This window comes from Desulfotomaculum copahuensis (assembly GCF_001655685.1).
Lineage (GTDB): Bacteria > Bacillota > Desulfotomaculia > Desulfotomaculales > Desulfovirgulaceae > Desulfotomaculum_G > Desulfotomaculum_G copahuensis.
This window is the reverse complement of the sequence record NZ_LYVF01000192.1, coordinates 68,853-95,336: the sequence shown is the minus strand read 5'-3', so window position 1 is coordinate 95,336 and position 26,484 is coordinate 68,853. Positions and strand designations below refer to the sequence as shown.

The 26,484-nt window shown below is 54.5% G+C and carries 21 protein-coding genes; 3 read left to right on the top strand and 18 right to left on the bottom strand.

Annotated elements, in window-relative coordinates:
- Positions 1–68 precede the first annotated feature (68 nt).
- The 12 genes from A6M21_RS16045 to A6M21_RS15975 all read right to left on the bottom strand — a co-directional run bounded on the left by A6M21_RS16045 (position 69) and on the right by A6M21_RS15975 (position 14,082).
- Positions 69–1,295, bottom strand: a complete 1,227-nt coding sequence (locus A6M21_RS16045; protein ID WP_242868885.1) for an ABC transporter permease — start codon at positions 1,293–1,295, stop codon at positions 69–71.
- Positions 1,292–2,401: an HlyD family secretion protein gene (locus tag A6M21_RS16040; protein WP_078060797.1), complete on the bottom strand. Its 1,110-nt coding sequence runs from the start codon at positions 2,399–2,401 to the stop codon at positions 1,292–1,294. The genes A6M21_RS16045 and A6M21_RS16040 overlap by 4 nt, the downstream gene beginning before the upstream one ends.
- A gap of 21 nt (positions 2,402–2,422) precedes the next feature.
- Complete coding sequence (locus A6M21_RS16035) at positions 2,423–3,058, bottom strand: TetR/AcrR family transcriptional regulator (protein WP_078060796.1); 636 nt, start codon at positions 3,056–3,058, stop codon at positions 2,423–2,425.
- Positions 3,059–3,521: 463 nt separating this feature from the next.
- Positions 3,522–3,983, bottom strand: coding sequence for a type II toxin-antitoxin system VapC family toxin (locus tag A6M21_RS16025; protein WP_066671023.1), 462 nt, complete (start codon positions 3,981–3,983; stop codon positions 3,522–3,524).
- A complete protein-coding gene (locus A6M21_RS16020; RefSeq protein WP_066671020.1) occupies positions 3,974–4,213 on the bottom strand; it encodes an AbrB/MazE/SpoVT family DNA-binding domain-containing protein in 240 nt (79 codons plus the stop codon). The genes A6M21_RS16025 and A6M21_RS16020 overlap by 10 nt, the downstream gene beginning before the upstream one ends.
- Before the next feature lie 126 nt (positions 4,214–4,339).
- The gene (locus A6M21_RS16015) at positions 4,340–4,552 is read right to left on the bottom strand and encodes a hypothetical protein (RefSeq protein WP_151191987.1); all 213 of its coding nucleotides are present in this window, start codon (positions 4,550–4,552) and stop codon (positions 4,340–4,342) included.
- 5 nt (positions 4,553–4,557) lie between these two features.
- Positions 4,558–4,977: an RpnC/YadD family protein gene (locus A6M21_RS16010; protein WP_066671016.1), complete on the bottom strand. Its 420-nt coding sequence runs from the start codon at positions 4,975–4,977 to the stop codon at positions 4,558–4,560.
- A gap of 209 nt (positions 4,978–5,186) precedes the next feature.
- Positions 5,187–6,353 carry a glycosyl hydrolase gene (locus tag A6M21_RS16005; protein ID WP_066671013.1) on the bottom strand — a complete coding sequence of 389 codons (1,167 nt, stop codon included), beginning with the start codon at positions 6,351–6,353 and terminating at the stop codon, positions 5,187–5,189.
- A 439-nt stretch (positions 6,354–6,792) separates the two neighbouring features.
- Positions 6,793–7,032, bottom strand: a complete 240-nt coding sequence (locus A6M21_RS15995; RefSeq protein WP_066671087.1) for a YgaP family membrane protein — start codon at positions 7,030–7,032, stop codon at positions 6,793–6,795.
- Positions 7,033–7,171: 139 nt separating this feature from the next.
- Positions 7,172–10,429: an efflux RND transporter permease subunit gene (locus tag A6M21_RS15990; RefSeq protein ID WP_066671002.1), complete on the bottom strand. Its 3,258-nt coding sequence runs from the start codon at positions 10,427–10,429 to the stop codon at positions 7,172–7,174.
- A complete protein-coding gene (locus A6M21_RS15985) occupies positions 10,422–11,693 on the bottom strand; it encodes an efflux RND transporter periplasmic adaptor subunit (RefSeq protein WP_066670996.1) in 1,272 nt (423 codons plus the stop codon). The genes A6M21_RS15990 and A6M21_RS15985 overlap by 8 nt, the downstream gene beginning before the upstream one ends.
- A 238-nt stretch (positions 11,694–11,931) precedes the next feature.
- Positions 11,932–14,082 carry a copper amine oxidase N-terminal domain-containing protein gene (locus A6M21_RS15975; protein ID WP_066670992.1) on the bottom strand — a complete coding sequence of 717 codons (2,151 nt, stop codon included), beginning with the start codon at positions 14,080–14,082 and terminating at the stop codon, positions 11,932–11,934.
- 311 nt (positions 14,083–14,393) lie between these two features.
- Here A6M21_RS15975 and A6M21_RS15970 point away from each other — a divergent pair, with 311 nt between their 5' ends.
- Positions 14,394–15,938, top strand: coding sequence for a DHA2 family efflux MFS transporter permease subunit (locus tag A6M21_RS15970; RefSeq protein WP_066670989.1), 1,545 nt, complete (start codon positions 14,394–14,396; stop codon positions 15,936–15,938).
- Positions 15,939–16,079: 141 nt separating this feature from the next.
- Here the strand turns inward: A6M21_RS15970 and A6M21_RS15965 are convergent, their stop codons facing one another.
- From A6M21_RS15965 to A6M21_RS15945, 5 genes are all read right to left on the bottom strand, one after another.
- Positions 16,080–17,429, bottom strand: a complete 1,350-nt coding sequence (locus tag A6M21_RS15965) for a copper amine oxidase N-terminal domain-containing protein (protein WP_161486101.1) — start codon at positions 17,427–17,429, stop codon at positions 16,080–16,082.
- A gap of 208 nt (positions 17,430–17,637) precedes the next feature.
- Positions 17,638–19,017 carry a copper amine oxidase N-terminal domain-containing protein gene (locus A6M21_RS15960; RefSeq protein ID WP_066670985.1) on the bottom strand — a complete coding sequence of 460 codons (1,380 nt, stop codon included), beginning with the start codon at positions 19,015–19,017 and terminating at the stop codon, positions 17,638–17,640.
- Positions 19,018–19,163: 146 nt separating this feature from the next.
- A complete protein-coding gene (locus A6M21_RS15955; RefSeq protein ID WP_066670981.1) occupies positions 19,164–21,488 on the bottom strand; it encodes a copper amine oxidase N-terminal domain-containing protein in 2,325 nt (774 codons plus the stop codon).
- Positions 21,489–21,760: 272 nt separating this feature from the next.
- Positions 21,761–22,876, bottom strand: a complete 1,116-nt coding sequence (locus A6M21_RS15950) for a TolC family protein (protein ID WP_161486100.1) — start codon at positions 22,874–22,876, stop codon at positions 21,761–21,763.
- A 117-nt stretch (positions 22,877–22,993) separates the two neighbouring features.
- Positions 22,994–25,300, bottom strand: coding sequence for a copper amine oxidase N-terminal domain-containing protein (locus tag A6M21_RS15945; protein ID WP_066670978.1), 2,307 nt, complete (start codon positions 25,298–25,300; stop codon positions 22,994–22,996).
- A 403-nt stretch (positions 25,301–25,703) separates the two neighbouring features.
- On the opposite strand from A6M21_RS15945, the gene A6M21_RS15935 reads away from it, so the two are divergent.
- Both A6M21_RS15935 and vapC read left to right on the top strand, forming a co-directional pair.
- Complete coding sequence (locus A6M21_RS15935) at positions 25,704–25,907, top strand: type II toxin-antitoxin system VapB family antitoxin (RefSeq protein ID WP_066670969.1); 204 nt, start codon at positions 25,704–25,706, stop codon at positions 25,905–25,907.
- Positions 25,897–26,319, top strand: coding sequence for a type II toxin-antitoxin system VapC family toxin (vapC, locus tag A6M21_RS15930; RefSeq protein ID WP_161486099.1), 423 nt, complete (start codon positions 25,897–25,899; stop codon positions 26,317–26,319). The genes A6M21_RS15935 and vapC overlap by 11 nt, the downstream gene beginning before the upstream one ends.
- On the opposite strand, the gene A6M21_RS18105 is transcribed toward vapC, so the two are convergent.
- Positions 26,284–26,484, bottom strand: a complete 201-nt coding sequence (locus A6M21_RS18105) for a Uma2 family endonuclease (RefSeq protein WP_078060792.1) — start codon at positions 26,482–26,484, stop codon at positions 26,284–26,286. The genes vapC and A6M21_RS18105 overlap by 36 nt on opposite strands.

The window sequence follows — 26,484 nt, the reverse complement described above, 5'->3', positions numbered from 1 at the left end:
CATCCGGCGTTTGCACGTATAACAACAATATATCAATTGTCAAAAAGCCAAGTTCCGTAAATGTAGCTTCACCGGCCGGCTTCCCGCACCGGCAGCGCAGCCGCTTGCCCCGCCGGCGGCGCGAACCGGTACTGGCGGTGGAAGAAATAGACGGACAGGGGCAGGAGCACCGCCGCCAGGCCGGCCAGCACGGCCAGATCGCGGGCCAGCACCGGCAGGCTCACACCCATCAAAGCAATATCCCGCACATCGGAGGCGAAATAGGTCAGCGGCAGCAGGCTGGAGACGGCCCGGGCCAGGGGGGGCATGGCGGGCAGGGGCCAGGTGTAGCCGGAAAACAAAAACGAGGGCACTGCCACCAGCATGGCCAATTGGGTCGCTTCCAACTCGCTGCGGCAAACGGTGGAAAGGAAAATGCCCAGAGCGTGAATGCCGGTCAAAAAGAGCAACTCCAACAGGCCCAGCACCCATATACTGCCCCGGAAGGGAACCTGGAACCATGTAAAGACCAGCAGCAAAACACCGTTCAGAGTCAACAGGTTGGCCAGCAGGTAGGGAAGCAGCTTGCCGAGCACCACCGCCGGCGCGGAAATCCCGGCCCGCCGCAGTTCTTCCAGTGTGCCCTGTTCTTTTTCCCGGCTTACAGCCACGGCCACATAAAGCAGGGCGATTTGCTGCATCACGGTGCAGACCAACCCGAGCAGCAGGAAGTTGAGATAATTAAATGCCGGGTTGTACCAGATGCGCAGCCGCAGGTTCAGCGGCGCGGCCGCGTCCAAAGCCTGCCCGGGCAGCAGGCCGCGGCTCTCCAGGGCGGTCACGCTCACCCCGGCCGAAAGCGTGCCGGCGATTTCACTGGCCGCCGTCATCACCGCATTGCTGTAGAGCATGTTGGTGCCGTTGACCACGACCAGCAGGCGCCCCTGCCGGCCGCTTTTCACCGCCCGCGCAAAGTCCGGGGGAATCACCAGCGCCGCCACGGCCCGCCGGTCTGCCAGCGCCCGGTTCAGTTGGGCCTCATCGTCCACATAGCCGAGCAGGTCGAACTTTTGCGAGTCTTGGAAAGCCTGCACCATTTCCCGGCTTAAACCGGTCTGGTTCATATCGTAAACCACCGTTGGTATGTGCGTGATCACGTGCCGGCTGTATAATACGCCAAACAGGCTGATATACAGGAACGGAATGCCCAGTAAAATAATCAGCAGCCGCCGGTTGCCCAGCATGTAACGACATTCCCGCCGGGCTACAAAACCAATCTGTCCGGGCACCATAACCACCCCCTTTCCGGAACTCAAAACGCCACTTCCGCCGTCATGCCCGGCCACCAGGCCGGGTCGTCAAGCTCCACCCGCACGTCAAAGGCGATGATGTCTTTGTCGCCCCGGTCGTTCGTCGCCCGGTAGGTGGCAAAGTCGCCCTTTTTGTTGATGGCCGTCACTTCCCCGGTAAAGCGCCGGCCGGGAAAGGCATCGCCGGTCACCGTCACCTTCTGGTGCAGCTTGATTTTGCCCAGCGCTGTCTCCGGCACCTTCACATCCACCCAGTTATGACCGTTTTCGGTAAGCGTGAACAGTGACGCTCCGGCCGCCGCCACTTCCCCCGCTTCCACATTGCGGGAGGTGATCACGCCCGAAACTGGCGCCACCACCTTTGTCTGGGCCAGGTTGGCCTCAATTTCCTGCAACTGTGCCTGCGCCTGGTTGTAGGCCGCCCGGGCCGCGTTGATGTCCGCCTGCGAGGCCGCTTTGGCCGCCGACGCCTCCGCCACGCCGGCCTGATAGACGTCCACCTGCCCCAGGCCGGCCCGGGCCGCCGCCACGTCGTCTTCCGCCGCCTGCACGGCCGCATTGGCGGCGTCCAGCTTGTTTTTCGCCTCATCGTACTGCTGCTCCGGGACAGCGCCCTGCCGGTGCAGTGTATCAATGCGCTGGTAGACCTTCTTCGCCAGGGCGGCATCGTCCTGCGCTTTGGCCAACCCGGCCTGCGCTTTGGCCAGAGTGGCCCCGGCGGTGCCCCGGGTTACGTCTGCGGCCGCCTGCGCCTTTTCACCGCCGGCCGCAGCCGCCTGCAGTCCGGCACCGGCCTTTTGCATGGCCGCCGCGGCCGCGTCCAGCTGCGCTTGTGCCGCCTTTTTCTGGTTTAAAAGATCTGCTGGATCAATCTCCGCCAGTAACTGTCCATTTTTGACCGTACCGCCCTCTTTAACCGCCAGCTTGATCACCCGGCCGGGAATCTTGGTATTGACGTCCACCTCCGTGGCATTGACCAGGCCGCTGTAGGTTTGCTTGTCCGCTTGCGCCGGGCCGCCGGCCACACACCCGGCCAGGGAAAAAACCAGCACTGCCGCCAATCCGAGTACCGCCGCACGCAACCATGAGATTTGCCGTTTCTGTACGAACAACTCGCTCTCTCCCCCACACGACTATTTTTCCGGGGCCAGGATGCCCCGCCAAACCAGGGCCAGGATGTGCTCCAAATGCGCGGCCAGCATCTCCGGCGCCCGGGGATCCCGCGGCCAGAGAAAACGCAGCATGTCCAGGCGGGAAAAGTAGGACAGGCATAATCCGTTAATGCTCACCAGCAGACGGCGGATATCTATGTCCGGCCTGAATACCCCTTCCCGCACCCCCTGGTCAAGGATAGACTCCAATTTCTCCAGACCGGCTTCGAAAAGACCGGACAAAACCTGTCCGGCAAAGCGCCCGCCCTGCAGCGTTTCCCAGCCCACCAGCCGCACAAAATCCAGGTTTTCAGCCAGGAAGTAAAAGTAGCGGCTGACGGCCGCCCGCGCCCGCTCGACCACCGCCCCCTCCACGCACAGCTCTTCGCTGCTCATCCGGTAGACCCGCTCGAAGCACTCTTTGAGCACCTCCAGGTAAAGCCCTTCCTTGCTGCCGAAATAGTGGTACAGCATGCGCTTGTTCACCCCGGCCGCCCCGGTGATCTCCTCCACCCGCGCCGCGTCAAAACCGCGGGCGGCGAAAATTTTCCGCGCCACGGCCATAATCTTTGCCCGGGTGGCTACGGCGTCCCGCACCTGTTTCAGCCCTTTATCCACGCCAACACCCCCTGATAAGTAACCGTATGGTTACTTACTGCCATATATTTTTACTATACCCTTCTCGCACCTGTCAAGACCGGATAAACCTCAAAACCGGCCGCTTCCGCAAGCCAGTGAAAAATAGCGGCTGTTCCCTGGCTTCAGCTTCACTCAGCGCCGGATAATAAAAGCCCCACCCGCAGGGTGAGACTTTTGACAGGTTTGAAATACTTACCCCGGCCACATCCCGGTGGTGTACACCGGATATCACTCCGCTCTTTCAGATACATTTGCCACAAAAGCTTCCGGTGTTGCAGGCGGCAAGCTCCTTTTGCTGCTTCACCCTTCACCCCGCCCTTGACTTAAATTTAACCACGCAAAAAGTTCACCACATAAAGTACCTGGAATAAAAAAAGCCCCACCACTGCATGATGGGACATGCCCGCCGAAACGCCGTATCTCATACGTCACACCCCGCACCTTATTCCGGTACAATCAACTGGCCGAAATTGATATATGTCACTACCAAATGCTTTTTTGAACATTCCAGATCGTTTCCAATCAGCGCACAACCATGAATGGATGCTGTGGCCACTAAAATGGCATCAGGCGTTTTCAGATTGGTCAAAGCCCTTATTTCAGCCGCCTTGATGGCTATTTCCCTGATAACATCAAGCGTGTTCAGAATAGGAAAACAATCCAGGAGTAACCTTATGTTTTTCTTAAGTTCTTCATTCCCGCTTTTAAACGGCTTAACCAGCAACTCAGTAACCGTAATCACAGAAAGGTATCCCTTTACCTCATTATCTTGAATCTGTTGAAATACTTCCCTGGCGGCCGCTCCGAAAACGGGGCTGTCTTCCAGAAAATAAATGACTATATTGGTATCAACCAAAACCGCCGTCTGTTTTTTCAATGTATACAAAAGCGCGGCTATTCCCACGAGTCCCTTTCCTCCCGCACATATTCATCAACCTGGCGTGAAGTTGCGCCATACACACCCCGGGCAATGCCGGAAAAAAAGTGGGTAATGTTATCCGGTACCCGGGTGAAGGTAATCTGATCTCCTTTGATCTCCAGCGCCAGCCGGTCCCCTTCCTTTAAATTTAACGCCCGGCATAGCCTGGCTGGAAGAGTGATTTGCCGCTTACTGGATATCTTTACAATTGCCATCCCACTTTACCTCCAATACTTTTCCTTACTATATTATAAGCGTGCCTTACCCGGTATATCGACACCAAATAGCCCTTTTTTCCGAACACCGGCAATTTTTAATCCGGCAAAAGACAAACTCCGCTGTCAAACCCCGAAAAACCGCAAAATCAGCCGTTTCCGCAAGCCAGTGAAAAATAGCGGCTGTTCCCTGGCTTCAGCTTCACTCAGCGCCGGATAATAAAAGCCCCACCCGCAGGATGAGACTCTTGATAGCAAGATTAAATTGACCTGCTCTCCGCCGGATTTTTGTTCACCAAGCCAATCCTGATCCGCTTCCATCAACAGGAGCAAGATCATCCCGTTCACTGCATATCGCTTTTCAGTTTAAAAACCTCTTCCCTGTTCAATCCGGTTATCCCGGCCACGTCGTCCACGGAAAACCCCTTGCGCAAAGCGGCCCTGGCAACCGCCAGTTTCCCTTTCAGTTCGCCTTCCTTGAGCCCTGCCAGCTTGCCTTCCCTGAGCCCCTCCAGCTTGCCTTTCAATATCGCCCGTTCCTGCATCTCGTCCAGGGCGGGTTCCAAATTCATAATCACCGTTTCCACCTCCCAGGGGTTTGCTTCTTCCATCATGCAGGCCACTTCTTCATGCAGAGCCTTGGGATACTTCGCTCTGAAAATATGCAGCACCCATGCCACCAGCTGCCTGAATTCATCCCGGCTCAACGACTTCAGCCCGGCGGCCATTTTGCGCATGCGTTTGAGTAATTCTTCTACGTCCATCTTCCAGAAATGTCTTCTTGTTGGCGAGAAGCTGCTTGTAGCCTTTGTCATGGGCGTGGTAGGATTCGTCGTGCTCTGCCACGGCATCACCCGCTTTTTGAGCTCATTATACCATATGCGGCTATTTTTGAGTATGGCCTTTAGCGCACCCGGCATTTTCCAAGCCGGCAAAAACAAACGCCGCGCTCCGGCAACTCCCGGTGCCGCATCTACTGCCCAACCGGCAGCACCAGGCTTTCCCTGAGCCACGCCTGGCTGTGGAACACCAGCAGATCATTCCCGTTGACAGTATAGGATTGTTTGCCGAGCACAATGTTATTGGGCGGGTTCCAGCGGACGCTTAAATTCTCCGCCAGGGCGTAAGCCCGGACCGGGATGAAGCGGTGGCCGTTGAACCGCACTTCCGGCAGGCAGTATCCCTTGTATTCCCGCCAGCCCTGCACATCGCTCAAATAGTAGGATGGTGAGATCAACGCCTTATAGGCGTTCAATATAACCCCGTTGCTTAAAGAGTAGTCGTTATCCTCGCTGTGAAAGGTGATGCTGTCGCAATCGAAATAGCTGACCGCCTTCACCCGGTGGAATGATTGCGGCAGTTCGTTATAAAAATTGCACATTTCATTCACCGCCCGGGCCGTCAGATTGCGCCCGGACGATTTTTCATAATGCGCAACGCCGAATTCGGCAATGAAAAACGGCTTGTCGGGAATGCGGTAATAAAGGTACTTCAGGGAATCGAGCGGATTCACATGCCAGATACTGCTGTCCGCCTCCCCGTTGTACTGCCCGTCATAATATATGTCCATGCCCACCCAGTCCACGCATTCACTGCCGGGATAGTAGTCCATCATCCCGCTCAAAGGCGTTTCCGCCGGCACCCAGACCATGGCCACATTGGGCGCTTCCTCCCGGGCCACCTTCCATACCAGTTGCCACTTTTCCTGGTACAGCCAGGGATTGCCGTGCCAGGCCACCCACGGCCCGTTCATCTCGGAGGCGAAACGCAGAAATATGGGAATACCGGACTTCCAGGCATCTTTCATAAACCGGTGCAGATAGGCGTCGTCCTGCACTTGATCCAAACCGTCATTGGGCTCCAGGGCCAGCTGCAAGGCGGCGTGCGCGGCCTTCACCTTGGCGGCCAGATCGCTGGGAAACGGCTGCCCGTAACCGCGGTAGGCCAGGAAGGCAGCCTGTTTTTTGCCGGCCAGGAGGTTGAAATTCTGCGGGTCGGCGTTACACCTGGTATCGTCAAACATATATGCGCCTGTGTAACAGCCGTTGTCCGGCTCGAATACCGCACCGGCGTAAACACACCGGGGGCAAGAAGACAGCAGCAGCACAAACAATAATAAAAAGCAACTCTTTTTCTTCATTAAAAAGCAAACCTGCCTCGATAAAAATTCTCAAGACCCCATGTGTGCACCACCTGGAGCATTAAATGGTTTACATATCAACCGGGTGGCCAGAAAACGCAAACAATTATTCATTGCCGAGGGGATTAAGCGGCGGCCAAACCTGTTTCAAACATTAGATAGTCTCTCATAGTAATATTCCCGGCGCATCACCAGCTTCCCGGTCATTATACTACAGACGGCATGCTGCCGCTATGCCTCCCGGCACCTTCAACCAGCCGGTTTTCCGGGAAAACGCAAAGCAACCCGCGAAATAACGCGGGTTACAACAATTCATGACAAAATTTGCCGGCCTGGCGGCCTTCAACGGCCGGGCACGATCCGGCGGTGAACGGTTCCACCGGTACAGCAGGGAATCCACCGCCCCAACAGCAATGCAACGCCCCACCAACCCACACCTCTATTTAATCCGGTCCAACCGCCCCACCGGCGTTACCTGCCGCTCCTCAACCCCAATCGCTTTCAAGATTATTTCCATGGGACAAAATCCCGTGATTGCGGATACCATCAGCATAAAGCCGACAAACCCGGTGAAATACAGCCAGTAAATACTGACCGAAACCGCCAGCAACGTGCTGCCCAGAACAAAAATGCCGGCAATTAAACGCACCAGGGAACCACGGCCGTTGACAACAAACATGAGCCTCCCTCCTTTCATTTCAAATAACCGGAACTTAAAAGCCTGCAGATGATGCCCGGGCGGCCCCGGTACCGCCTGTATCATCGCCGCACCTCCCGCCGCGATGAAACTTTTCAACTCGGCGCCGGCAATGATGCTATTACTGCCCGGCTGACAGCTTTTCACCGGCGTCCGCCGGCCGGCGCGCCTGCAGGCGCCTTTCCAGCCCGTACAGCAGCGTTGGAATTAAAACCAGCGTCAGCGACGTGGCGGCAATAGTGCCAAAGATGAGCGATACAGCCATGCCGGTGAAAATCGGGTCGAAAATGATCACGAATGAACCGACGATAATCGCCGCCGCCGTCAGGATGATCGGCCGGGCGCGCACAATGCCCGCTTCGATCAGCGCTTCCTTCAGCGGCACACCATCCCGCAATCGCTCATTGGTAAACTCAACCAGCAGGATGGAATTACGCACCACAATACCGGCCAGGGCGATGAAACCAATCATCGAGGTGGCGGTAAAGAAGGCGCCCATCAGCCAGTGTCCGGGAATAATGCCCAGCAGGGTCAACGGAATGGGCACCATGATCAACACCGGCATACTGAACGACTTGAACCAGGCCACCATGAGCAGATACATGATGATCAGGCCAATGGCGAAGGCGACGCCCAGATCCCGGAAAACCTCGTAGGTGATCGTCCACTCGCCGCCCCACTTCAAGGCCACGCTATTATCCAATGCCGGCTTGTGGATCCACAACTGGGGCAGGTTTTGCCCGTCGGGCAATTTGATCTGTCCAATCCGCCTGCTCATTTCCAGCATGGCATAAACCGGACTGTCTATTCGTCCACTCACATCTCCGGTCACATAGATCACCCGGTTCAGGTTTTCGTGGTAAATGGGCTGATCGGCACTATCTTTTTCCTGCCGCACCAGTTCGGAAACCGGCACCATCCCTCCCTCTTTATCCGGCAACGTAAAAGCATGCAATAGACTTTCCAAATTGGAACGCTCGGCTAATGGTGCCCGTAATATAATGGGCACCGGCTCTATCTCCTGGTTGGTATGCAATAGATCCACAGTACTCCCGTTAATTAACATATCAATGGTTTGAGACACATCCTGGTTTGATATGCCGTGCAACTGTGCCTGCCGGTTGGGAATAAAGCGGTATTCCGTTTGTGGATCATTGACCATCCAGTCCACATCCACCACGCCGTTTGTTGTGGCAAACACATGCTTGACTTGAGCGGCCACCGCCAAATCCTGTTCCCAATCGCGACCGTATATCTCTGCTACAATTGGCGAGAGGGTGGGCGGTCCGGGCGGCACCTCCACCATCTTCACCACCGCGCCGTAACGGGAGGCAATTTGATCAATTGGCCCGCGCAGTTGTTCAGTCAAGGGGTGGCTCTGTACATTACGCGCTTTTTTCCCTACCAGATCCACCTGAATGGTGGCCAGATTGTCTCCCTTTTGAATGTCGTACCAGCGTACCAACCCGTTGAAGTTCACCGGAGCCGGTATGCCCACATAGGTCACGTAGTTGGATACTTCGTTAACCGTAGCCAGATAATCTCCCACGGCCCGGGCGGCCTTCGCCGTCTGTTCAAGGGTGGTGCCGTCCTTTGTGCGCAGCACAACCTGAACTTCTTCCTTGTTGTCAAAGGGCAGCATTTTCATAATCACCGCCTGCCGGGTAATGAGCAGAAAAGACGCCCCCAACAGCACCACCAGGCCGATTACAAACGTATACCGCGCCTTCCGGTGATCCAGCAAATACTGCATTACCCGGCGGTAATAAAGTTTCGGTCCGCTTCCGCCATGCATATCGGTTTCGCACTGCTCCACGTCCTTTGGCTTGTTGCGTAACAGCCGCAGGGCAAACCAGGGCGTGACGACAAAAGCCACCAGCAGGGAAAAGAACATGGCCACCGAGGCGTTAATCGGAATGGGCCGCATATACGGTCCCATCATACCGGTGACATAGGCCATCGGCAAAAGGACTGTAATAACGGTCAATGTGGCCAGGATGGTCGGGTTGCCCACCTCGTCCACCGCCTGGATCACCTCACCGGCCGTGGGCACCTCGCGCAAATGGCACCAGCGGTTGATGTTCTCCACCACCACAATGGCGTCGTCCACCAAAATGCCGATGGCAAAGATCAGCGCGAACAATGTCACCCGGTTCAAGGTATAACCATACATCTCGCTTAAGAACAGGGCTATGGCCAGGGTCACCGGCAAGGCCACCCCCACCACCAGCGCCTCCCGGAAACCGAGCATCACCAGGATGAGCAAAAATACCGATACCACGGCGATAATCATATGCTCAATCAGTTCGTTGGATTTTTCCGCCGCGGAAGCACCGTAATCACGGGTCACTGTAACATGAACATCAGCCGGGATCAGACTGCCTTTCAGGGCATTGATTTTATTCAACACATCACCGGACACAATCACCGCATTGGCGCCCTTTTTCTTGGCCACCGTGATCGTCACCGCCGGGAACACCGTATTCCCGGCAACCGGCGCATGCAGACCGCTTTCCGCCGCCGCCGGTCCGGTTCCAAAGAGTACATAATTGGTCACATCACCAGGACCGTCCTTGACTTTGGCTACATCCCGCAAATAAACAGGCCGGTTCTGGTAAACACCCACCACCAGATCGCCGATATCCTGAACATTACTTAGAAAACCGCCGGTCTGCACCTGGTAGGTGTAGTTGTTCCGGCTGACGGCCGCCGGGTTACTGTTCATGTTGGCTGAACGAATGACACCCGCTATCTGCAGTGGCGAGACGTGATAAGCGCTCAACCGGTCGGGCGAAAGGGAAACAGTAATCTGCCGCGGTTCCCCGCCCAACACATCTACCTTGTAAATATTATGCAGCCGGTTGACCTCGTCGGCCACAGTCAGGCCAATCCGCCGCAGTTGGTAAGCGTTCAGCTTGTCGCTCCAAAGAGTGATGCTGTCAATGGGCACGTCTTCAATCGCTTTCGGCTTGATTAAAGGCTGACCCACATTCATGGGCATTTTATCCATGTTCGAATAGATCTGGTTATAAACATTAAACAAGCTGCTGTCCTGATCGGAACCGACCTTGAAACGTACCGTTACCATGGCCATGCCCGGCATGGATTTTGAGTAAATGTAGTCTACTCCCTTGACATACCATAAGATTTTCTCCAGCGGCGTGGTTACATGTGCTTCCACTTCCTGCGCACTGGCTCCTTGAAAAGGTATAAATATTTCCACCATCGGTACCACGATCTGAGGATCTTCTTCTTTCGGCGTGGTTACAACAGCAAATATGCCCAGAAGTAACGCGGCCAGCACCAGTACCGGTGTAATCTTGGAATTCAAAAAAGCGGCGGCGATTTTACCGGCAATGCCCAATTTTTTTTCACTCATTGATTAACCCGCCCTTTACCCGGTCGCCGTCGTGAACCCGGGCCGTCCCGCCGGCCACAATCACATCGCCGGGATTTAATCCGGAGAGCACCTGCACTTTATCGCCCTGTTCCTCCCCCAACGTGACAAAACTTAGTCTGGCCACATCGTTACGCAGGATATAAACGCCGGTAAAATCGCCCCATTTCACCACCGCCGCGGCGGGTATGGTCATTTCCCGCTTACTGCCCAGAGCGAAATCAGCATCGCCATACATGCCGCTTTTTACATTCAAATCTTGAGGCAGAAGGATTTTTACCAAATAGGTCATGCTGCTGGATTCTACGGCAGGCACGATTTCATCCACCTTCGCCACGAATTGCCGGTTCAAGGCGGGGATATCAACCGTAACTTGATCGCCTACCCGGATCTGATGATAATAGCTTTCCGGCACCGGCACCTCCAGGCGATAGGGACCTTGCTCTTCCTCGGCTACAGGTTGACCCGGCGTAACCATGCTGCCCACATCGACCATTTTTTTCACGATTATGCCGTTTAAAGGGGCGCTGATCCGGCTGTAGCTGTTGACGGCCTGCGCGTACTGCAAATTGGCCTGCGACTGGGTCACCTGGGCGCCGGCCACCTTCACCTGTGCCACCGCGCTGTCCAAAGTCGCCCGGGCGTTGTCCAGGGCGGATTTAGCCTGCTGGTACTGGTTCTGCACGCGGTCGAAGTCGGCCTGGCTGACCGCTCCCTGGCTTTGAAGAAATTTGTAACGGTTGAAGTTGGTTTCAGACAGCTGATAGTCAGCCCGGGCCTTCTCCAGTCCCGCTTCCGCCTGCTTGATACCCTGTGCCTGCGCCTGCTCGCCGGCCAGAGCGGACTGCACGCCGGCCGCCGCCTGGGCGGTCTGAGCAGACAGATCCCGGTCGTCCAGCAGGCAGAGATCCGCGCCGGCCGTCACCTGGCTTCCTTCATGAAAGTTTACTGATGTGACCCGGGCCATGATTTTGCTGGCAATCAACGCTCTGACCATTGGACGCACGGTGCCGGTGGCAGAAATATGTAAGGTGCCGGAACCGTTCTGTACCTTGTAAGTTTGTACACCGGTAACCTCCTGTCCCTGCAACGGCGTATGCCCGGTTTTGACCTTGGGCAACAGCGCTCCCGTTGTCCAGAGGATCAGCAGCAACACCGGCAGGACAAAGAGGGCGACAATTCTGAAAACACCTTTCATGCCGGACAAACGCAAAAACTTTTGCTTCAGGCGTTCTGGAAGAACCATGCTTAATGGAGGCCTCCTTTCTTGTTAACATTACAATATATATTAATTATACGATATTATTCCGTCATGTCAACCTGTTTTTTCCGGTTTTTACGTTGGCACTGTTTGAGCATAAGTGAAATAACCATCCGACGAAAACTAGCAACCCGGCACTGGTAACGGGCAAACATAAAGTGGTTTCCCGGCCTGGGAAACCACTTGTTGAAATCAATATTTTGTTCATTGACCCGCTCAATGATCAATACCAACGCACACTTAAACTGGTTGCCGGAATGAAGCTGCCGGCGTTGCCCAGACCGACGTTTAGCGTTACGTTTTCCGCCAAATTGTCCGTAGCCACAACAAACAGCATTCCCTGGCTGTTGGTGACGGAACTTGACTGAGTCAGCTGTACGTTGCTGGAGTTGCTGGTTATGGAAAAAGCCACGCCTGATGCCGGGGCACCGTTACCATTGGTTGCCTTTACTGCAAGCACCACCGGTTGACCGGCCGGCACACCGCTTGCCGAGATAGCCGCGCTCAAGTAGTAGCCTCCCGCGGTCACCGTGGGCGTACTGTAGGCATAGGTGCTGCCGCCTTGTGCGCCCCATTGCACGGATGCGGCGACCGACGGCGCCCGGGAGGTGGCGTTGACCAGATTGCCGGTGAATGTCACGGTTTCATAATTATTGTCCCAAGCGGTAATATAGGCCTGGCCCTGGCTGTTTGTTGTGACAAAGCTGTTATTCATTGAAACACCATTGGAACTGCTGACCACATTCACCCCGATCCCAGAAGCCAGTTTACCGGAACTGTCTGTCACCGTAATACTGAGCACAACCGGCTGACCGGCCACGGCAGCGTTGGTGGAAGGTCTTATCTGCAAGGAATAGATGGGCGTATTGTTATTTGCTGTCGTCTGCTGAGCGTATGCCCCCACCCAGGAAACGGTGGCGGTGGCCATAATCGCTGCATTGTTGGCCATATGCGTTATAAACACCACATTTTCAATATTGTTGTCAGTGACGGTAAAAAATGCCTGGCCCTGGGAGTTGGTAGTTAATGCGGTGCTGCCCGGGGCGGCCCCCGGGGAAGTGCTGCTGACCGAAATCGGTTGATTGACGGCCGGACCATAATTACCCGTGGCGGTAATGGTGAATACCACCGGTTGGCCGGTTGCAGCGGTGGTCGTTGAAGGGATGATGGAGATCCCGGGGGTGGTCTGCACATAGCTTGATTGCAAAGGCGCCACCGGTGCCCAGTAAACATTCAAAGTTTGTGGCTGGGATGCACCTGCCCCGGAAAGAGTGAAGGTGACATTGTCCTGGTTATTATCTGTAGCGACTACAAAAGCCTGGCCCTGGGCATTGGTGGTCACAGTGCCGGTATTTAAAACGGCTCCGGCGGAATTGCTGGTAACGTTCAGAATCACTCCCTGGGCGGGGTTACCGGCGCTGTTGGTTGCCGTAACCGTTAAAACCACCGGCTGACCGGCTACAGGCGAAGCAGTGGTGGCATTAAATTGCAAATAATAGTTACCGGTGGTGTTTGTATTTGTCGTAACGCCACCGCTGGTCCACTGTACAGCAGTGTTTGCAGTGACTCCCAGTGCAGGGACGGTAGCGGTGATGATTACATTTTCCGCCGCCGCATCTGTGGCGGAGATCAACCCCAGTCCCTGACTGTTCGTGGTCACCGAACCGGCAGACAGTTGCACATTGCCTGAATTGCAGCTCACATTCACTGTCGCGCCGTTTACCGGCTGATTGCCGGAATTGGTGAGACTAACCACCAGGGCCAGGTTTTGGCCGGTGGCAGCAGTATTACTTACCGGTTGCAACTGCAACCGGTACTGATTGGTGGTCGCCGGGACGGAAGTACCGGTTGTTTGTCCGTTGTCACCGGTTTGTGTTCCGCCAGTACCTGGCGGAACCGCTTTGGCGGGTGTTATGATCACTGCCTGTTTTTTGCCATCCCAGGTTGCGTTGTACCCAAAGGCGTTGGCCACATAGCGTGCCGGTAAATAAATACGCCCTTGAGCAACCACCGGGGTTGTATCCATGGTCAGATGCCGGCCGTTGACAATATAATCATTTTTATCAGGTTGAAAAATTGCTGATACGTTACTGCTAGACAAAATAGCCATATTGCCGGCTTGATCCCAGGTGATATTGTTCTTGGACAGGCCAAGCGCCAGGCCTAAAAAGCGTAAGGGAACAAAAACCCTGTTCTCGGGCATTTTAATAAAGGTTGCGGCATCCATCTGATAGGATTGGCCATTCACGGTGTAGTTGGTTTTTCCGAGTACAAATTCCACCCCGCTTATGGTATCTCCACTGGCTGCCGGGGAAAAGAATATGTTTAGCAAAAGACAGGCTAGAATAATAGTCAGTATTTTTTGTGCCACCATTGCTCACCCCCGAGGTTTGTTATTTAGGCATCTTCGACAGGTTGATGAAATTTCCTGCCTGATTGGACAAATATGCCAGTAAATAAAAAGACTGTTGTCTCTATTTTCCCAAGCCTTAGATTGCGCGCCTGTCGCGACACAGTCCGGGGACACACCGCAGCGATCTTTTCCGGCATGAACAGGTTTAATTGCCAGGATGTATTTTGTTAGCCTAAACTTTTGCTTGCCAATGTAGTTTTTTTATGGTAACTTTTTAATATCGATTTAATTTAATAGCTCTTTGAAACTTACAAACTTCCTGGAGGTATAAATTGAACGCGCAGCAAACGGATAGTAAAAATATTTCTTTTTGGATCCCCTTGTTTACCGTTGTTCTGGGATGTTTTGCCGCCCTGCTGACCAGCAGTTCAGTCAACGTGGCGCTGCCGAAAATGATGGCCATATTCGGTGTCGGTACTGACCAGATCGAGTGGGTGCTTACGGCATATATGATCACTTCCGGTGTGGTTATCCCCATTACGGGTTTTCTGGGTGATTATTTGAGTTTCCGCTGGCTTTACATTTTTGCACTGGCCATCTTTACCGCCGGTTCGCTGCTTTGCAGTATTTCAGGCAACTTAGATATGCTTCTCGTTTCAAGAGTGGTTCAGGCTATCGGCGGGGGCGTGATTATGCCCGTAAGCATGACCATTATTTATAAAATCGTGCCGCGGGAAAAAATCGGCACCGCCCTGGGGGTATGGGGTGTATCCATTGTAGTCGGGCCGGCCATCGGGCCTACTTTGGGGGGATACATAATTGATGCCCTAAACTGGCGTTTGCTGTTCAGTATGAATATACCGATCGGTGTTCTCGGTTTGATTCTGGCCTTGCTTCTTTTGCCGAAGGAAAAACGGCGCACTGATCGCAAGCTGGATATCTGGGGTTTTATACTTTCCACCAGCGGTTGTTTTTCTCTCTTGCTGGCCCTGAGTGAAGGGCAGAAAGACGGTTGGGGCTCACAATTCATTGTTACACTGATGGCGGCCGGTATTGCCGCATTATTTCTGTTCATGCTCATTGAAGTATCTGTGGATGAACCGATGCTGGAGTTGCGTGCTTTTAAAAGTCCGGTGTTTTCCGGCAGCGTCCTGACCGCCGGACTGATGACTATGGGACTGTACGGCGGGGTTTTTTTAATTCCCTTATTTACGCAGGACCTAATCGGCCTTACACCCATGCAGACCGGCCTAGTTTTGCTGCCTTCCGCCCTGGCCAGCGCCGTGACCATGCCCCTCTCCGGTTTTCTTTTTGACCGCATTGGAGCGGTAATCCCGGCCACTTTCGGTCTGGCGCTGACCACCTGGGGCACATGGGAACTGCATAATTTAAACCTGAATACCAGCCTTCACCACATACAAATGCTCATGGTTGTGCGCTCATTCGGCATCGGCCTGGCCATGATGCCGATCAACGCCATGGGCATGAATGCAGTCGCCCGCCGCCTGGCTGGCGGCGCCTCGGCGATTATTAATCTTTTCAGACAAATTGCCGGTTCTTTCGGCATAGCTATTCTGACCTCGGCATTGCAGCAGCGAATGGATTTTCACTTCGATCGTTTAAGGGAAGCAGTATCCGTATATTCATTGCCTATTCACAGCATGATCGGAGACTTGGCCGTTTTATTGGGTGGTGGTTACGTGGGATACCAGAAATCACTCGGCTTGTTGAACGGCCTGGTGCAGCAGCAATCATTCGTTCTGGCAATTGATGACACCTTTGTGATTGCCACAATTTTTATCTTAATCTCGGTACCTGTCATCTTGTTCATCGGCATCTTTCAACAATGGCAAAACAATAGGACGCTGACAAAGTAATAGGTCATTTGCAATACCACTCCAATTCATTTTCCACAGCTCTGTATTTTTCCGATCCACTGAGCATGCCGCTTTCACGCCATCAATTAAAAGGGAGGCAGCTTTTTTGCCACCCCCCGGGTTTAAAGCGGCTATTGATTTTTACTTCTCCAAATATACCGTTTGAGAAGCACCATCCCAGCTCACTTTATAGCCATACGGTTCCGCTACATATTTAGCCGGCAGGTATACACGCCCGTTCCGCTCCAACATCGGTGCATCGATATTCTTTTTTTGTCCGTTGATATAACAAAATGCGCCGTTGTTGACAAATTTCAATGTCAGGCCGTCCTCAAGTGTGACGGCCGCTGTCTTTTCGTCCCATTTAATGTGGTTGTCCGTTAACCCCAACGATTTAGCAAGGTAACGCACGGGAACGTATATGCGCCCGTTTTCAGTAAAAGGAACGGCATCCATGCTGTATCCCTGACTATTGACATAATAGGCGTTCTGCCCGACGGCAAAGCTGATGGTTTGTTCCGGTGCGGCAGGAGTATTTGCATTCCCCGGCCCGCCGCTTTGTTGGGTCTGACCGTTCTCTACCACAGTACCATAAAAACCCTGATCGGTAACGGCATAAACCTGATCATTCCCGCGGCCGGGAAAGACATGTAAAGATACAATATTGCTGTTTTTCAGGCCGATGTTCTGCCACTTATAACCTTTGTCCCTGGAAATAAAAATTCCTTTTTCCATTCCCCCGGAAGAACCTGTACCTGCATATAAAGTGCCGCCCTTGCCAATAACCACCGAAGTAACCCCTTTGTGTGAAAATACGTTCTGCCAGCTTCTACCCCGGTCGATGGAAAGAAAAACGCCATAATCGGGAATAGCCGCCGCTATCGTGCCATCATTATCGTAATCCGGCGAAAAAGCAATAGCATATTGATTGCTGGTCACGGGCAGGCCGGTCGAGTTGAAGCTGTTGCCGCCGTCCGCGCTGATCATAACCCCTTTGCCGCTTTGAATGATCATCGTTTTGTTGAAGGCAAAATCGGGAGCCAGCTTGATACTATAGACATAGCTGCCGGCATAATAGAGCTGTTTCCAAACACCGGGGTCATAATTAGTGATCACCGGATTGCCATAATATATCGCCGCGCCGCGGGCGACATACATGGTACCGTCGTCTCCAAAAGCAAATCCGGGCGGGAAATCCGGCGTGCTGATTAAACCGGCTGGAACAGCCGGGGTGACATTCGTAATCAGCATCCGACCGCCCGTCACATCGTTACTGGTCACCCGGGCAGACACATTGGCGGCATACAGTCCTTCCACGGTAGAAATAGCTACTATGTTCGGATCGGGCGATACATACATTTTTGCAGTTATTTTGTTCCCGGATGAACCGAAGCCATAAATTATACCGTTACCTTTTTGGGTTGACAAGGAACCGGGCGTATCAGGCTGAGACCAGCTTTTGCCACCGTCCTTGCTTTCATAAAGGGACACACCGGTAGCCATAAAAACTGTATCGTCAGTGTCAAAGTGGGGTGAAAAAGCGACGTAAACCGCCGGCGGCATTGCCTCCTGACTGAGTGCCAAAGGCGGGGCGGACTGTTCCCACTTTTGATCCGCCTGTGCCGATATAGGCATAAACATCAGAAACAAGCCGGCTATTACTATGAAGTGCAATTTTCTCAGCAAAATAGATCCCCCCTTATTTTCCGGGACCGGTTATCTTAACCGTTCCGGATTCAAAGCCAACCTGGCAACCGAATGCCTCCGCCACAAAACGGGCCGGCAGGAAAAGCCGGTTGCCGCGTACTATGGGAACGGTATCCATCCTTTTCTGCTGTCCGTTCGCATAGTAAATGTCTTTCCCGGCCGTAAGCGACAGGGATATTCCCTTAGTTTGCAGCTCCACGGTTTGACTGTGGTTATCCCAATTCACCCCCTCTTCAGGAATACCCAGGGCATAGGCCAGATAACGGACCGGCACATCCAGGCGGCCATCTTGATAGAAAGGCGCTACATCCATGGAAAATTCACGTCCGTTGACGAGATAAGACTTTTTATCACTGGTAAACTCGATTTCTCTTGCTTCTATTGCCGGTTCCGGTTGAACAGCGGACGAACCTTGGGAGGAAACGCCCGTAGTCACCGGGGTATTCGGTACGGGATCGCACTGTCCCAAAACCAGGGTATTGTTCACCCCGATGCCTGGATCGCTGCCGCCGTAACTCACAATGATTTTCCCCGGTGTGGCGCCGGGATCGGCGTCCACCTCCCCATCCAAACGCACCTGTGCCGTACCGGCCGGAGAACTGTTAATAACCAGCAGCAGCCGGGAATTCCCCTGATCATTTTGGGTTACGCTGGCGCTTAAGGAGTTTTTTGACCAACCGCCGGAAACGGCAAGCACCGGCTCCTGCCAGACGAAATGAGCAGGCAAATCGAACCACAGGTTGCTGCCCGCCCCGGCGGCACCGCCCCTGGCCAGAGTGGTGATTTGAAGGGCATAGGTTCCGGCGCCCCCCGCTTTCAGATCAAGCTGCTTGATTACATCCGGAGTGGTGGCGTTACGCATCTGGCTGCCCACAGGGGTATCTCCGGAAAAAACTTGAAAAGCCGTATCCTTGATTGTTACATTAATTGCTCCCGGTTCGGCATTGACCAGGGACAGAGGCATCTTAATCAGTACTGTTCCGGAATTAGCGCGGGCCTCCGGTACATCGCTGGGGGCAATGGTAAAATTGAGCATCATCCCGCCGGGGTCGATATATGCATTGCTAAATCCCGGCCCTTGCTGCTGGTAAACGCCGTTGAGCACGCTGGTATCGGGCAAAAAAACCGGCACGGATATCAGCTGGTCCGGGTCGCGCACCATAAACGTTACCCCCTTGGGCAGGATGACAGAGATTTGATCCGGTCCGTTCAGATATAGTCCGTCAATCTCAATAGTACCCAGATTGCCGTTGTAGGGCTGGACCACATTGGGCATGTCCAACGCTTTAACCGTTGCAGCCAAAGACCAGCCGGGCAAAATAACCAAAAACAAGATTACCAATGCCAGAACAACAATCGGTTTGCCCTTCACAATTGTTCACCCCTTGTTTATTTTTGCGCCTATATTTTAACACAATTTATTCGCCGGCTGGCTTGTTTTTCCTCCCGATGAAAAATCAGTGCCCGGGTTTATTACAACCCGGGCCACACAGCATTTAAGACGGTTTTATTTTATTTTCACTGATTGCTCACAGTTACCGTCTGTGTACCGGCATTCCAGTTGAAGGTTGCACCCAGCGCCATACCCAACCACCGCAGCGGCAGCATGGTGCGGCCGTTGACAGTGTTGACGGGCACATCCATAGTTATATCAGCGCCATTGATACGCATTGAGTAGCTGCCCAGAGTCATCTGTACCACGGTGGAACCCTTAATCACAGTAACCACGCCGCTCTGGTACAGAATGTTGTCCGGATTCACACCCAGCGCCATGGCCGCATAGCGCAGCGGTACGAATGTGCGGCCGTTCTGCGTGTAAGGAGCTACGTCCATGGTATAGGTCCGGCCGTTTACTGTATAGCTGGTATTGCCGATTGTAAACACCGCCGTACCGCCGGTGCCCGTGCCGCCGGTGCCCGTGGTGATGGAAGTGTTGCAGTTGGCCACTTCAACGGAAGCCACATAGCTGCCGTTGACCAGACGGGTGCCGGTCGGTATGAGGTTACCGTTGCTGTCCTTGACCATCAGCGTGGACGGGTCGACCAGGGCGGAGCCGCCCAACACCAGGGAAACAGGGCCGACACCGACGGTATTGTCAATGTTCAGCTTCACGTTGCTCACGGTGATTGTGCTGGCCGTATTGCTGCCGTTGCTCACCGGGATGGAGATGCGGCTGTTCAGCACACCGTTGTAATCAGTCAGAGTGGCTCCGGAAGGACTCAGGTTCAGGTCGCCGGAGGTCACTTTGATGGTCGGAATGCTGGCAAAGGTCACGCCGGACGGGGCGATGATGTCCAGGTAGGCCTGGTTCTTGCCGTTGCCGTAATTGGCCATGATCGCGCCGGCCGCAGCTTCGGTGATGGTGAAGTCGGAACCGTTCTGAGCGGGCCTGCCGATAGTCACATCAGGTATACTGCCGGTGGCGGTTGCCGTCACCGGGGAAGCAATCTTGGCAATGTCCACCGTCTGGTTCACTCCGCTGCCGCTGATGCTGACACTCAACGTTCCGGGTGTCACAGTGGAATCGACGTCCACTTCGCCCTGCTGGAACTGGAAGGTGGTGGCACTGCCGCCCGAATTCTGAATTTCATAGGTCACCGTCTGCCGGTCGCTGCTCAAAGTCGGATTGAGCAATTGGGCGCTGCCGGTCTGCACCACCGGAATGGGCAAGTTGCTTTCGGTCCAGCGCACTCCGCCGGGCAGGGTGAGGGACAGGGAGCGGCCGGTGATCAAAGTGTTCTTTACACTTTCGGCAATCGTAAACGTCCCTACGGTCTGACCGGTCTGTCCGTCGTAAATGGTCGGCACATTGCCCTGAGTGGTGGTGACATTGTAGTCACCGCAGGTGCCCACAGTGGCCGTGGTCGCCGTAAAGCCGGGATCCGTGCCGCCGAAAGTGGCGGTAATGTCGCCGGTGGGCGCGTTATAGTCGGCCGAAATCTTGGTGTTCACCAGGATGGAGCCAGGCGTGCCTTTGGACGGCTTGACCACCTGCAAAACCATCCGGGAATTGCCGGAGGAGTTGGTAGTCACCGAAGATGTCACGGCACCGGCCGGAAAACCACCGGCCAGAGTGATCTGTGGCGTCGCCCAGGTGAAGTGTGACGGCAGATCAATGTGGATTTCGCCGCCGCCCTGACCGAGCGCGCCGGCGCTGTTTTCATTGATCAGGAAGCTCACATTGTCGCTGCTGTTCTGGGCCACCGTGGCGGTGGTGGTCAAGGTGGTAACTGTGCCGCCGGTCACCGCATTGCCGATGGTGACCTTGCCAGCTGTAACCGCCGTGGTGTTGTCCTGCACAATCGCCTGAATCGGGCCGGAAGCGGCGCTGGTTACGGAAACGGGCATATTGATACGCACATAACCGCCATTGCCGTTACCGTTGCTCTTCACGGTGAAGGCCAGCAACTGCGGCTGCAGTGTGTCGACGCTGATCAAACTTACGCCGTTGGGCACCTGCTGGCTGTCCGGAATATACTGGGGCGTCCAAATGGCGTCGCCCACCATGGGAGTGCTCAGTGTCTGGGTGACAGTTTCACTGACGGCACCGCCGTAAACACTGAACGGAACGCTGTTGTAACTATTTGTGCCGTCGCTGAAAGTACCGGTAATGAAGTTCACTCCGGAAGGCAGCACGACCTGGATCTGGTCGGTGCCGCTGATGGACAGGCCGTTGATTTTAATCGTGGTCAGCTGGCCGTAATACGGCTGCACGATATTGGGCACGCTGTCGGTCTGACTGGTCGTCGCCGCCGCAGCCGGCATGGCCGCCGGAATCAGCAGCGCTGCCAGCATGGCCAGCACAACCAGGATGGATACTGTTTTCCTCTTTAGTCTATACACCCCGGTTAACCTCCTTTACAAAATTTCTGTTACCTTCCCGATAAGGTCGCGCTAATAAAACGCACATCACCTCCTTAAAAGTAAGCAAACACTCTGCTTTCCGGGGACTTATCTTTTTCCTGTACAAGCTGCATTTGCCACCTTTGCTATTTAATTAGTTAGACACCAATATAAAGTAAAAAGTTCCCCGTACTCCATGCCATTTTTTCCCTGCAAAAAAGCCGCGTCTTATTGCGCGGCATGAGGAAAAAACTTATTCGTTTCTAATGTTCTCAGGACAGGTTCGCCGGCAGGATTGCCCCCACTCCCATAAGCAGGGCGAGTTGTCCGCGGGCGTCAAATATGCCGTGCAGCGCCTGGGCGCATTTTATTCCGGCCTGCTCCTGGTTCAACTGTGCCGTCAGCAAATCCTGTTTGGTGGCCATACCCACCCGGTAATTTACCTGGGCGTTTTTATAGGCCATTTCAGCGGCGGTCAGCGCCTTCTGTGCGGCGGCATATCCTTTCTCCGCATTATCTATGGCCAGGAAGGCGCTGATTGTCTGCTGGGTCACCTGCTGCACCGCCTGATTATAGGCGTTTTGCGCCTGCAGGTACTGCAGCGGACCGACATCAGGCACCTGGTTGTAATACCTGGTCTGATTGGTGATCGACACATTGCTCTGGGCCTGAAATACCGCCGGGCTGTTGGCAAGCGCGCGGTTGACCGCCGCATCCTGATTGATGGCCTTAAAAAAGTCATCTTTTTGATAAGCCACCTGCGTATTCAGCACCGGACGGGCGTGCGGATCCAGACCGAGCAAGGTATTGAGCGCCGTATAGGCATTGTCGATGTCATTTTTGGCGTTGGCCAGGCCGCTGTTTGCTCCATCGAGCGCCGCCTTGGCCGCCTCCAATTGCGCGTCGGTGGCCATTCCCTGGGCATGCAGGGCCAAAGTGTTGTTATAGGCAACCTGCGCCTGCTGCTGGCTTTTTTCGGCCACACTTTCCGCTTCCAGGGCATCCTGGACGGCAAAGTAATCATACATGGTCTGGAAGGTGGTGGCATCTTTCAGATAGCTCAGGTTTTTCGAGGACTCCTGCCAGCCGTAGTTGGATTGCATCAGGTTAATCTGCGATTGTACGTCTCCCGCATTAGGGACATAGGGGTTCGATGGTCCGGTGGTCACCGGCGTAAACCCGGAAAAATTATCCGACGTGTAGTTATATGTTTTCTGCGCCTGCTGATTGGTATTTTGCGCCATAATCAGATTGATGTTGTTTTGCTGGGCCATCTGCACCGCCTGGGACAGGGAAACAGGTTGCCCGGTGGCGTTATCGGCAAGACAGGCCGCCGGCAAAAATAACAGCAGGACACAGAATCCAAGGAAAAATCCCAACTGTTTCATTTTATCACCTTGCTTTTGCCAAAAGCAGTAGTTTACTGCATTCAATATATCAACCTTCAATAGGGAAATGGAGCCCGGTTTCAAAAAGAAGCCGGACTCCATGGAGACAACAACTACTTATTGGATACTGACAGTCACTGTCTGCGAACTGGCATCCCAGTTGAAGGTTGCACCCAACGCCATGCCCAGCCACCGCAGGGGCAGCATGGTACGGCCGTTGGTGGTGCTGGCCGGAACATCCATGGATACACTGGCGCCGTTAACCTTCATTGTCTTGCTGCCCAGAGTCATCTGTACAATGGTGGAACCCTTGACGATGGTGACCACGCCATTCTGGTACAGGATGTTGTCCGGGGTCACACCAAGCGCCATGGCCGCATAGCGGACGGGTACGAAAGTCCGGCCGTCCTTGGTGTAAGGGGCTACATCCGCGGTATAGGTCTGCCCGTTTACTGTGTAGCTGGTGCTGCCAATCGTGAATACGGCGCTACCGCCGGTGGTCTTGGAAATCGGAGTGGTGCAGTTGGCCACCTGCACGGACGCCACATAGCTGCCGTTGACCAACCGGGTATTGGTCGAAATAAGGTTGCCGTTGCTGTCCTTGACCATCTGGGTGGACGGGTCGACCAGGGCGGAACCGCCCAGGACAAGCGAAACAGGTCCGACACCGACGGTGTTGTCAATGTTCAGTTTCACGTTGCTCACAGTGATCGTGCTGGCCTTATTGCTGCCGTTGCTCACCGGGATGGAGATACGGCTGTTCAGCACACCGTTGTAATCAGTCAGTGTGGCTCCGGAAGGACTCAGGTTCAGGTCGCCGGAGGTCACTTTGATGGTCGGAATGCTGGCAAAGGTCACGCCGGACGGGGCGATGATGTCCAGATAGGCCTGGTTCTTGCCATTGCCGTAGTTGGCCATGATCGCGCCGGCCGCAGCTTCGGTGATGGTGAAGTCGGAAGCGCTCTGAGCCGGTTTGCCGATCATCACATCAGGCACGCTGCCGGTGGCCACTCCGGTCACCGGAGCGGCAATCTTGGCAATGTCCACCGTCTGGTCCACACCGCTGCCGCTGATCTTTGCGGTCAAGTTGCCGGGTGCCACGGTAGAATCAACGTTGACTTCGCCCTGCTGGAACTGGATGGTGGTGGCGCTGCCGCCCGAGTTCTGAATCTCATAGGTTACCGTTTGCCCGTCGTTGCTCAGCGAAGCGTTGATCAACTGGGCGCTGCCGGTCTGCACCACCGGAATGGGCAGGTTGCTATCGGTCCAGCGCACCCCGCCGGGCAGGGTAATGGACAGTGAGCGGCCGGTGATCAGAGTGTTCTTTACGCTTTCAGCAATCGTAAAGGTACCCACGTTCTCGCCGGTCTGACCGGTATAGATGGTGGGCAGGTTACCCTGGGTGGTGCTGACATTGTAGTTGCCGCAGGTGCCCACGGTGGCCGTGGTCGCCGTAAAGCCGGGATCCGTGCCGCCGAAGGTGGCGGTGATGTCGCCGGTGGGCGCGTTATAGTCGGCCGAAATCTTGGTGTTCACCAGGATGGAACCCGGTGTGCCGACAGATGGATTGACCACCTGCAAAACCATCCGGGAGTTGCCGGAGGAGTTGGTCGTCACCGAAGATGTCACGGCATTGGCGGGGAAACCACCGGCCAGAGTGATGCTCGGTGTCGCCCAGGTGAAGTGTGACGGCAGATCGATGTGGATTTCGCCGCCGCCCTGACCGAGCGCTTTGGCGCTGTTTTCATTGATCAGGAAGCTCACGCTGTCACTGCTGTTCTGAGCTACTGTGGCGGTGGTGGTAACGCTTGTCACCGTGCCGCCGGTCACCGCATTGCCGATGGTGACCTTGCCGGCCGTAACCGCCACGATATTGTCCTGCACAATGGCCTGAATCGGGCCGGAAGCGGCGCTGGTCACGGAAACGGGCATGTTGATGCGGATATAGCCGGCGTTGCCGTTACCGTTGCTCTTTACGGTGAAAGCGAGCAACTGCGGCTGCAGGGTGTCGACGCTGATCAAACTTACGCCGTTGGGCACCTGCTGGCTGTCCGGAACATACTGGGGCGTCCAAATGACATTGCCCGTCATGGGAGTGGTCAGTGTCTGGGTGACAGATTCTGTGACCGCACCGTTGTAGACACTGAAAGGCACGCTGTTGTAATTGTTTGTGCCGTCGCTGAATGTGCCGGTGAGGAAGTTCACACCGGAAGGCAGCACGACCTGGATCTGGTCGGTGCCGCTGATGGACAGGCCGTTGATTTTAATCGTAGTCAACTGGCCGTAATACGGCTGCACGATATTGGGCACGCTGCTGGTCACGTTGGTTGTGCCAGCGAAGGCCGGCGCAGCCATCGGAATCATCATGGCCATCAGCATGACAAGTGTGGCCAGCACGGCTACCAGTTTCCTGGATTTCCGCATTAAATTTGGACCTCCTTGAAGTTTGTTTTATGTTTTCTCCGCTTTCCGGCATCTTGATTTCAACGCCGGATACCGCTCCGGGCCGGCACCCCTTACTGTGCCGCGCCTCCCTCCTTTCGCCTGTTCTTGCCTCTGTTGCTGCGTACGGACTGCGTTCACTGCTGCGCTGTGCAGGCTGTCAAACCAACCGATTAGCCGGTTAGCAAGGCCACCCACGGGAAGAACATTCTGCATGTCCAGGCGGAATCCTGCCTGGTCTGGCATAATTCTTCCTTCCGGGTCACCTGTTTAGTTAGACAACGAAAGGGTGGGAAAAGTTCCATGGCCGGAAAAATTTTTTCGAGTTTTTTTCTTTGCGGCAGCATAAAATTATTGTAAAATATATGTCAGGAGGTGATGTCAATTGAGGACCACATTATATGTCAACCGGGAACTGCTTGAGGAGGCGATGACGCTGGCCGGCGGCAGGAAGATCACCGAAGTGGTGAACCTGGCCTTGAGCGAATTTGTGCGCCGGCGCCGGCTGGAGGCTCTGGCGGCCAAACTGGGACGGGAGGATTTTGCCCTTACTTTGAGCGATCTGGAGGAAATGCGCCGTGACGAATGAGCATTTTGTAGTCGACTCATCAACCTGGATAGACGCATTAAGGCGGGACGGGCATTCCGAAAGCCGGGAGTGGTTAAGAAAAGCCTTGCTTGAAGATAGGGTCCTCCTGGCTCCGCCGGTGATGGCTGAATTGCTTTCCGGAACGGTGAACGAGAAAGAATTTAATGAATTAAAAAAGGATTTGGCGGCGTTACCTCTTTTGGGCCGGCATGAAGAGGTGTGGGATTATGCGGCCGGACTGAATTTCAATCTGCGCCGCAGGGGAGTTAATATTCCTCTGATTGACACGCTGATTGCCTCCTGGGCCATCCTTCACGGATGCATTTTAGTTCATCACGACCATCATTATGATTTGATTAAAACTGTCGCGACGGATTTACGCACCATTGCCGTGCCGCTCTTTGGCAATTAATCTTATTTCCACCAATTGCAGCGCCGGGCCGACCAGCCAGTACTCCTTCATCCCGCGGGCATAATACAACTGGCTTTTTTGATTGCGGTCGTATTTTTCCGTGGACGGCGAAAACATTTCGATCGCCATATCCGGCGCGGCGTTAATATGAGTTGAGCCACCCAT

Coding starts and splice junctions, on each gene's coding strand:
- A6M21_RS15975 (WP_066670992.1), bottom strand. CDS start 14,082: ATGGTGGCACAAAAAATACTGACTATTATTCTAGCCTGTCTTTTGCTA.
- A6M21_RS15950 (WP_161486100.1), bottom strand. CDS start 22,876: ATGAAACAGTTGGGATTTTTCCTTGGATTCTGTGTCCTGCTGTTATTT.
- A6M21_RS16015 (WP_151191987.1), bottom strand. CDS start 4,552: ATGATCTTGCTCCTGTTGATGGAAGCGGATCAGGATTGGCTTGGTGAA.
- A6M21_RS18105 (WP_078060792.1), bottom strand. CDS start 26,484: ATGGGTGGCTCAACTCATATTAACGCCGCGCCGGATATGGCGATCGAA.
- A6M21_RS15995 (WP_066671087.1), bottom strand. CDS start 7,032: ATGTTTGTTGTCAACGGCCGTGGTTCCCTGGTGCGTTTAATTGCCGGC.
- A6M21_RS16005 (WP_066671013.1), bottom strand. CDS start 6,353: ATGAAGAAAAAGAGTTGCTTTTTATTATTGTTTGTGCTGCTGCTGTCT.
- A6M21_RS16020 (WP_066671020.1), bottom strand. CDS start 4,213: ATGGCAATTGTAAAGATATCCAGTAAGCGGCAAATCACTCTTCCAGCC.
- A6M21_RS15985 (WP_066670996.1), bottom strand. CDS start 11,693: ATGGTTCTTCCAGAACGCCTGAAGCAAAAGTTTTTGCGTTTGTCCGGC.
- A6M21_RS15990 (WP_066671002.1), bottom strand. CDS start 10,429: ATGAGTGAAAAAAAATTGGGCATTGCCGGTAAAATCGCCGCCGCTTTT.
- A6M21_RS16010 (WP_066671016.1), bottom strand. CDS start 4,977: ATGGACGTAGAAGAATTACTCAAACGCATGCGCAAAATGGCCGCCGGG.
- A6M21_RS15945 (WP_066670978.1), bottom strand. CDS start 25,300: ATGCGGAAATCCAGGAAACTGGTAGCCGTGCTGGCCACACTTGTCATG.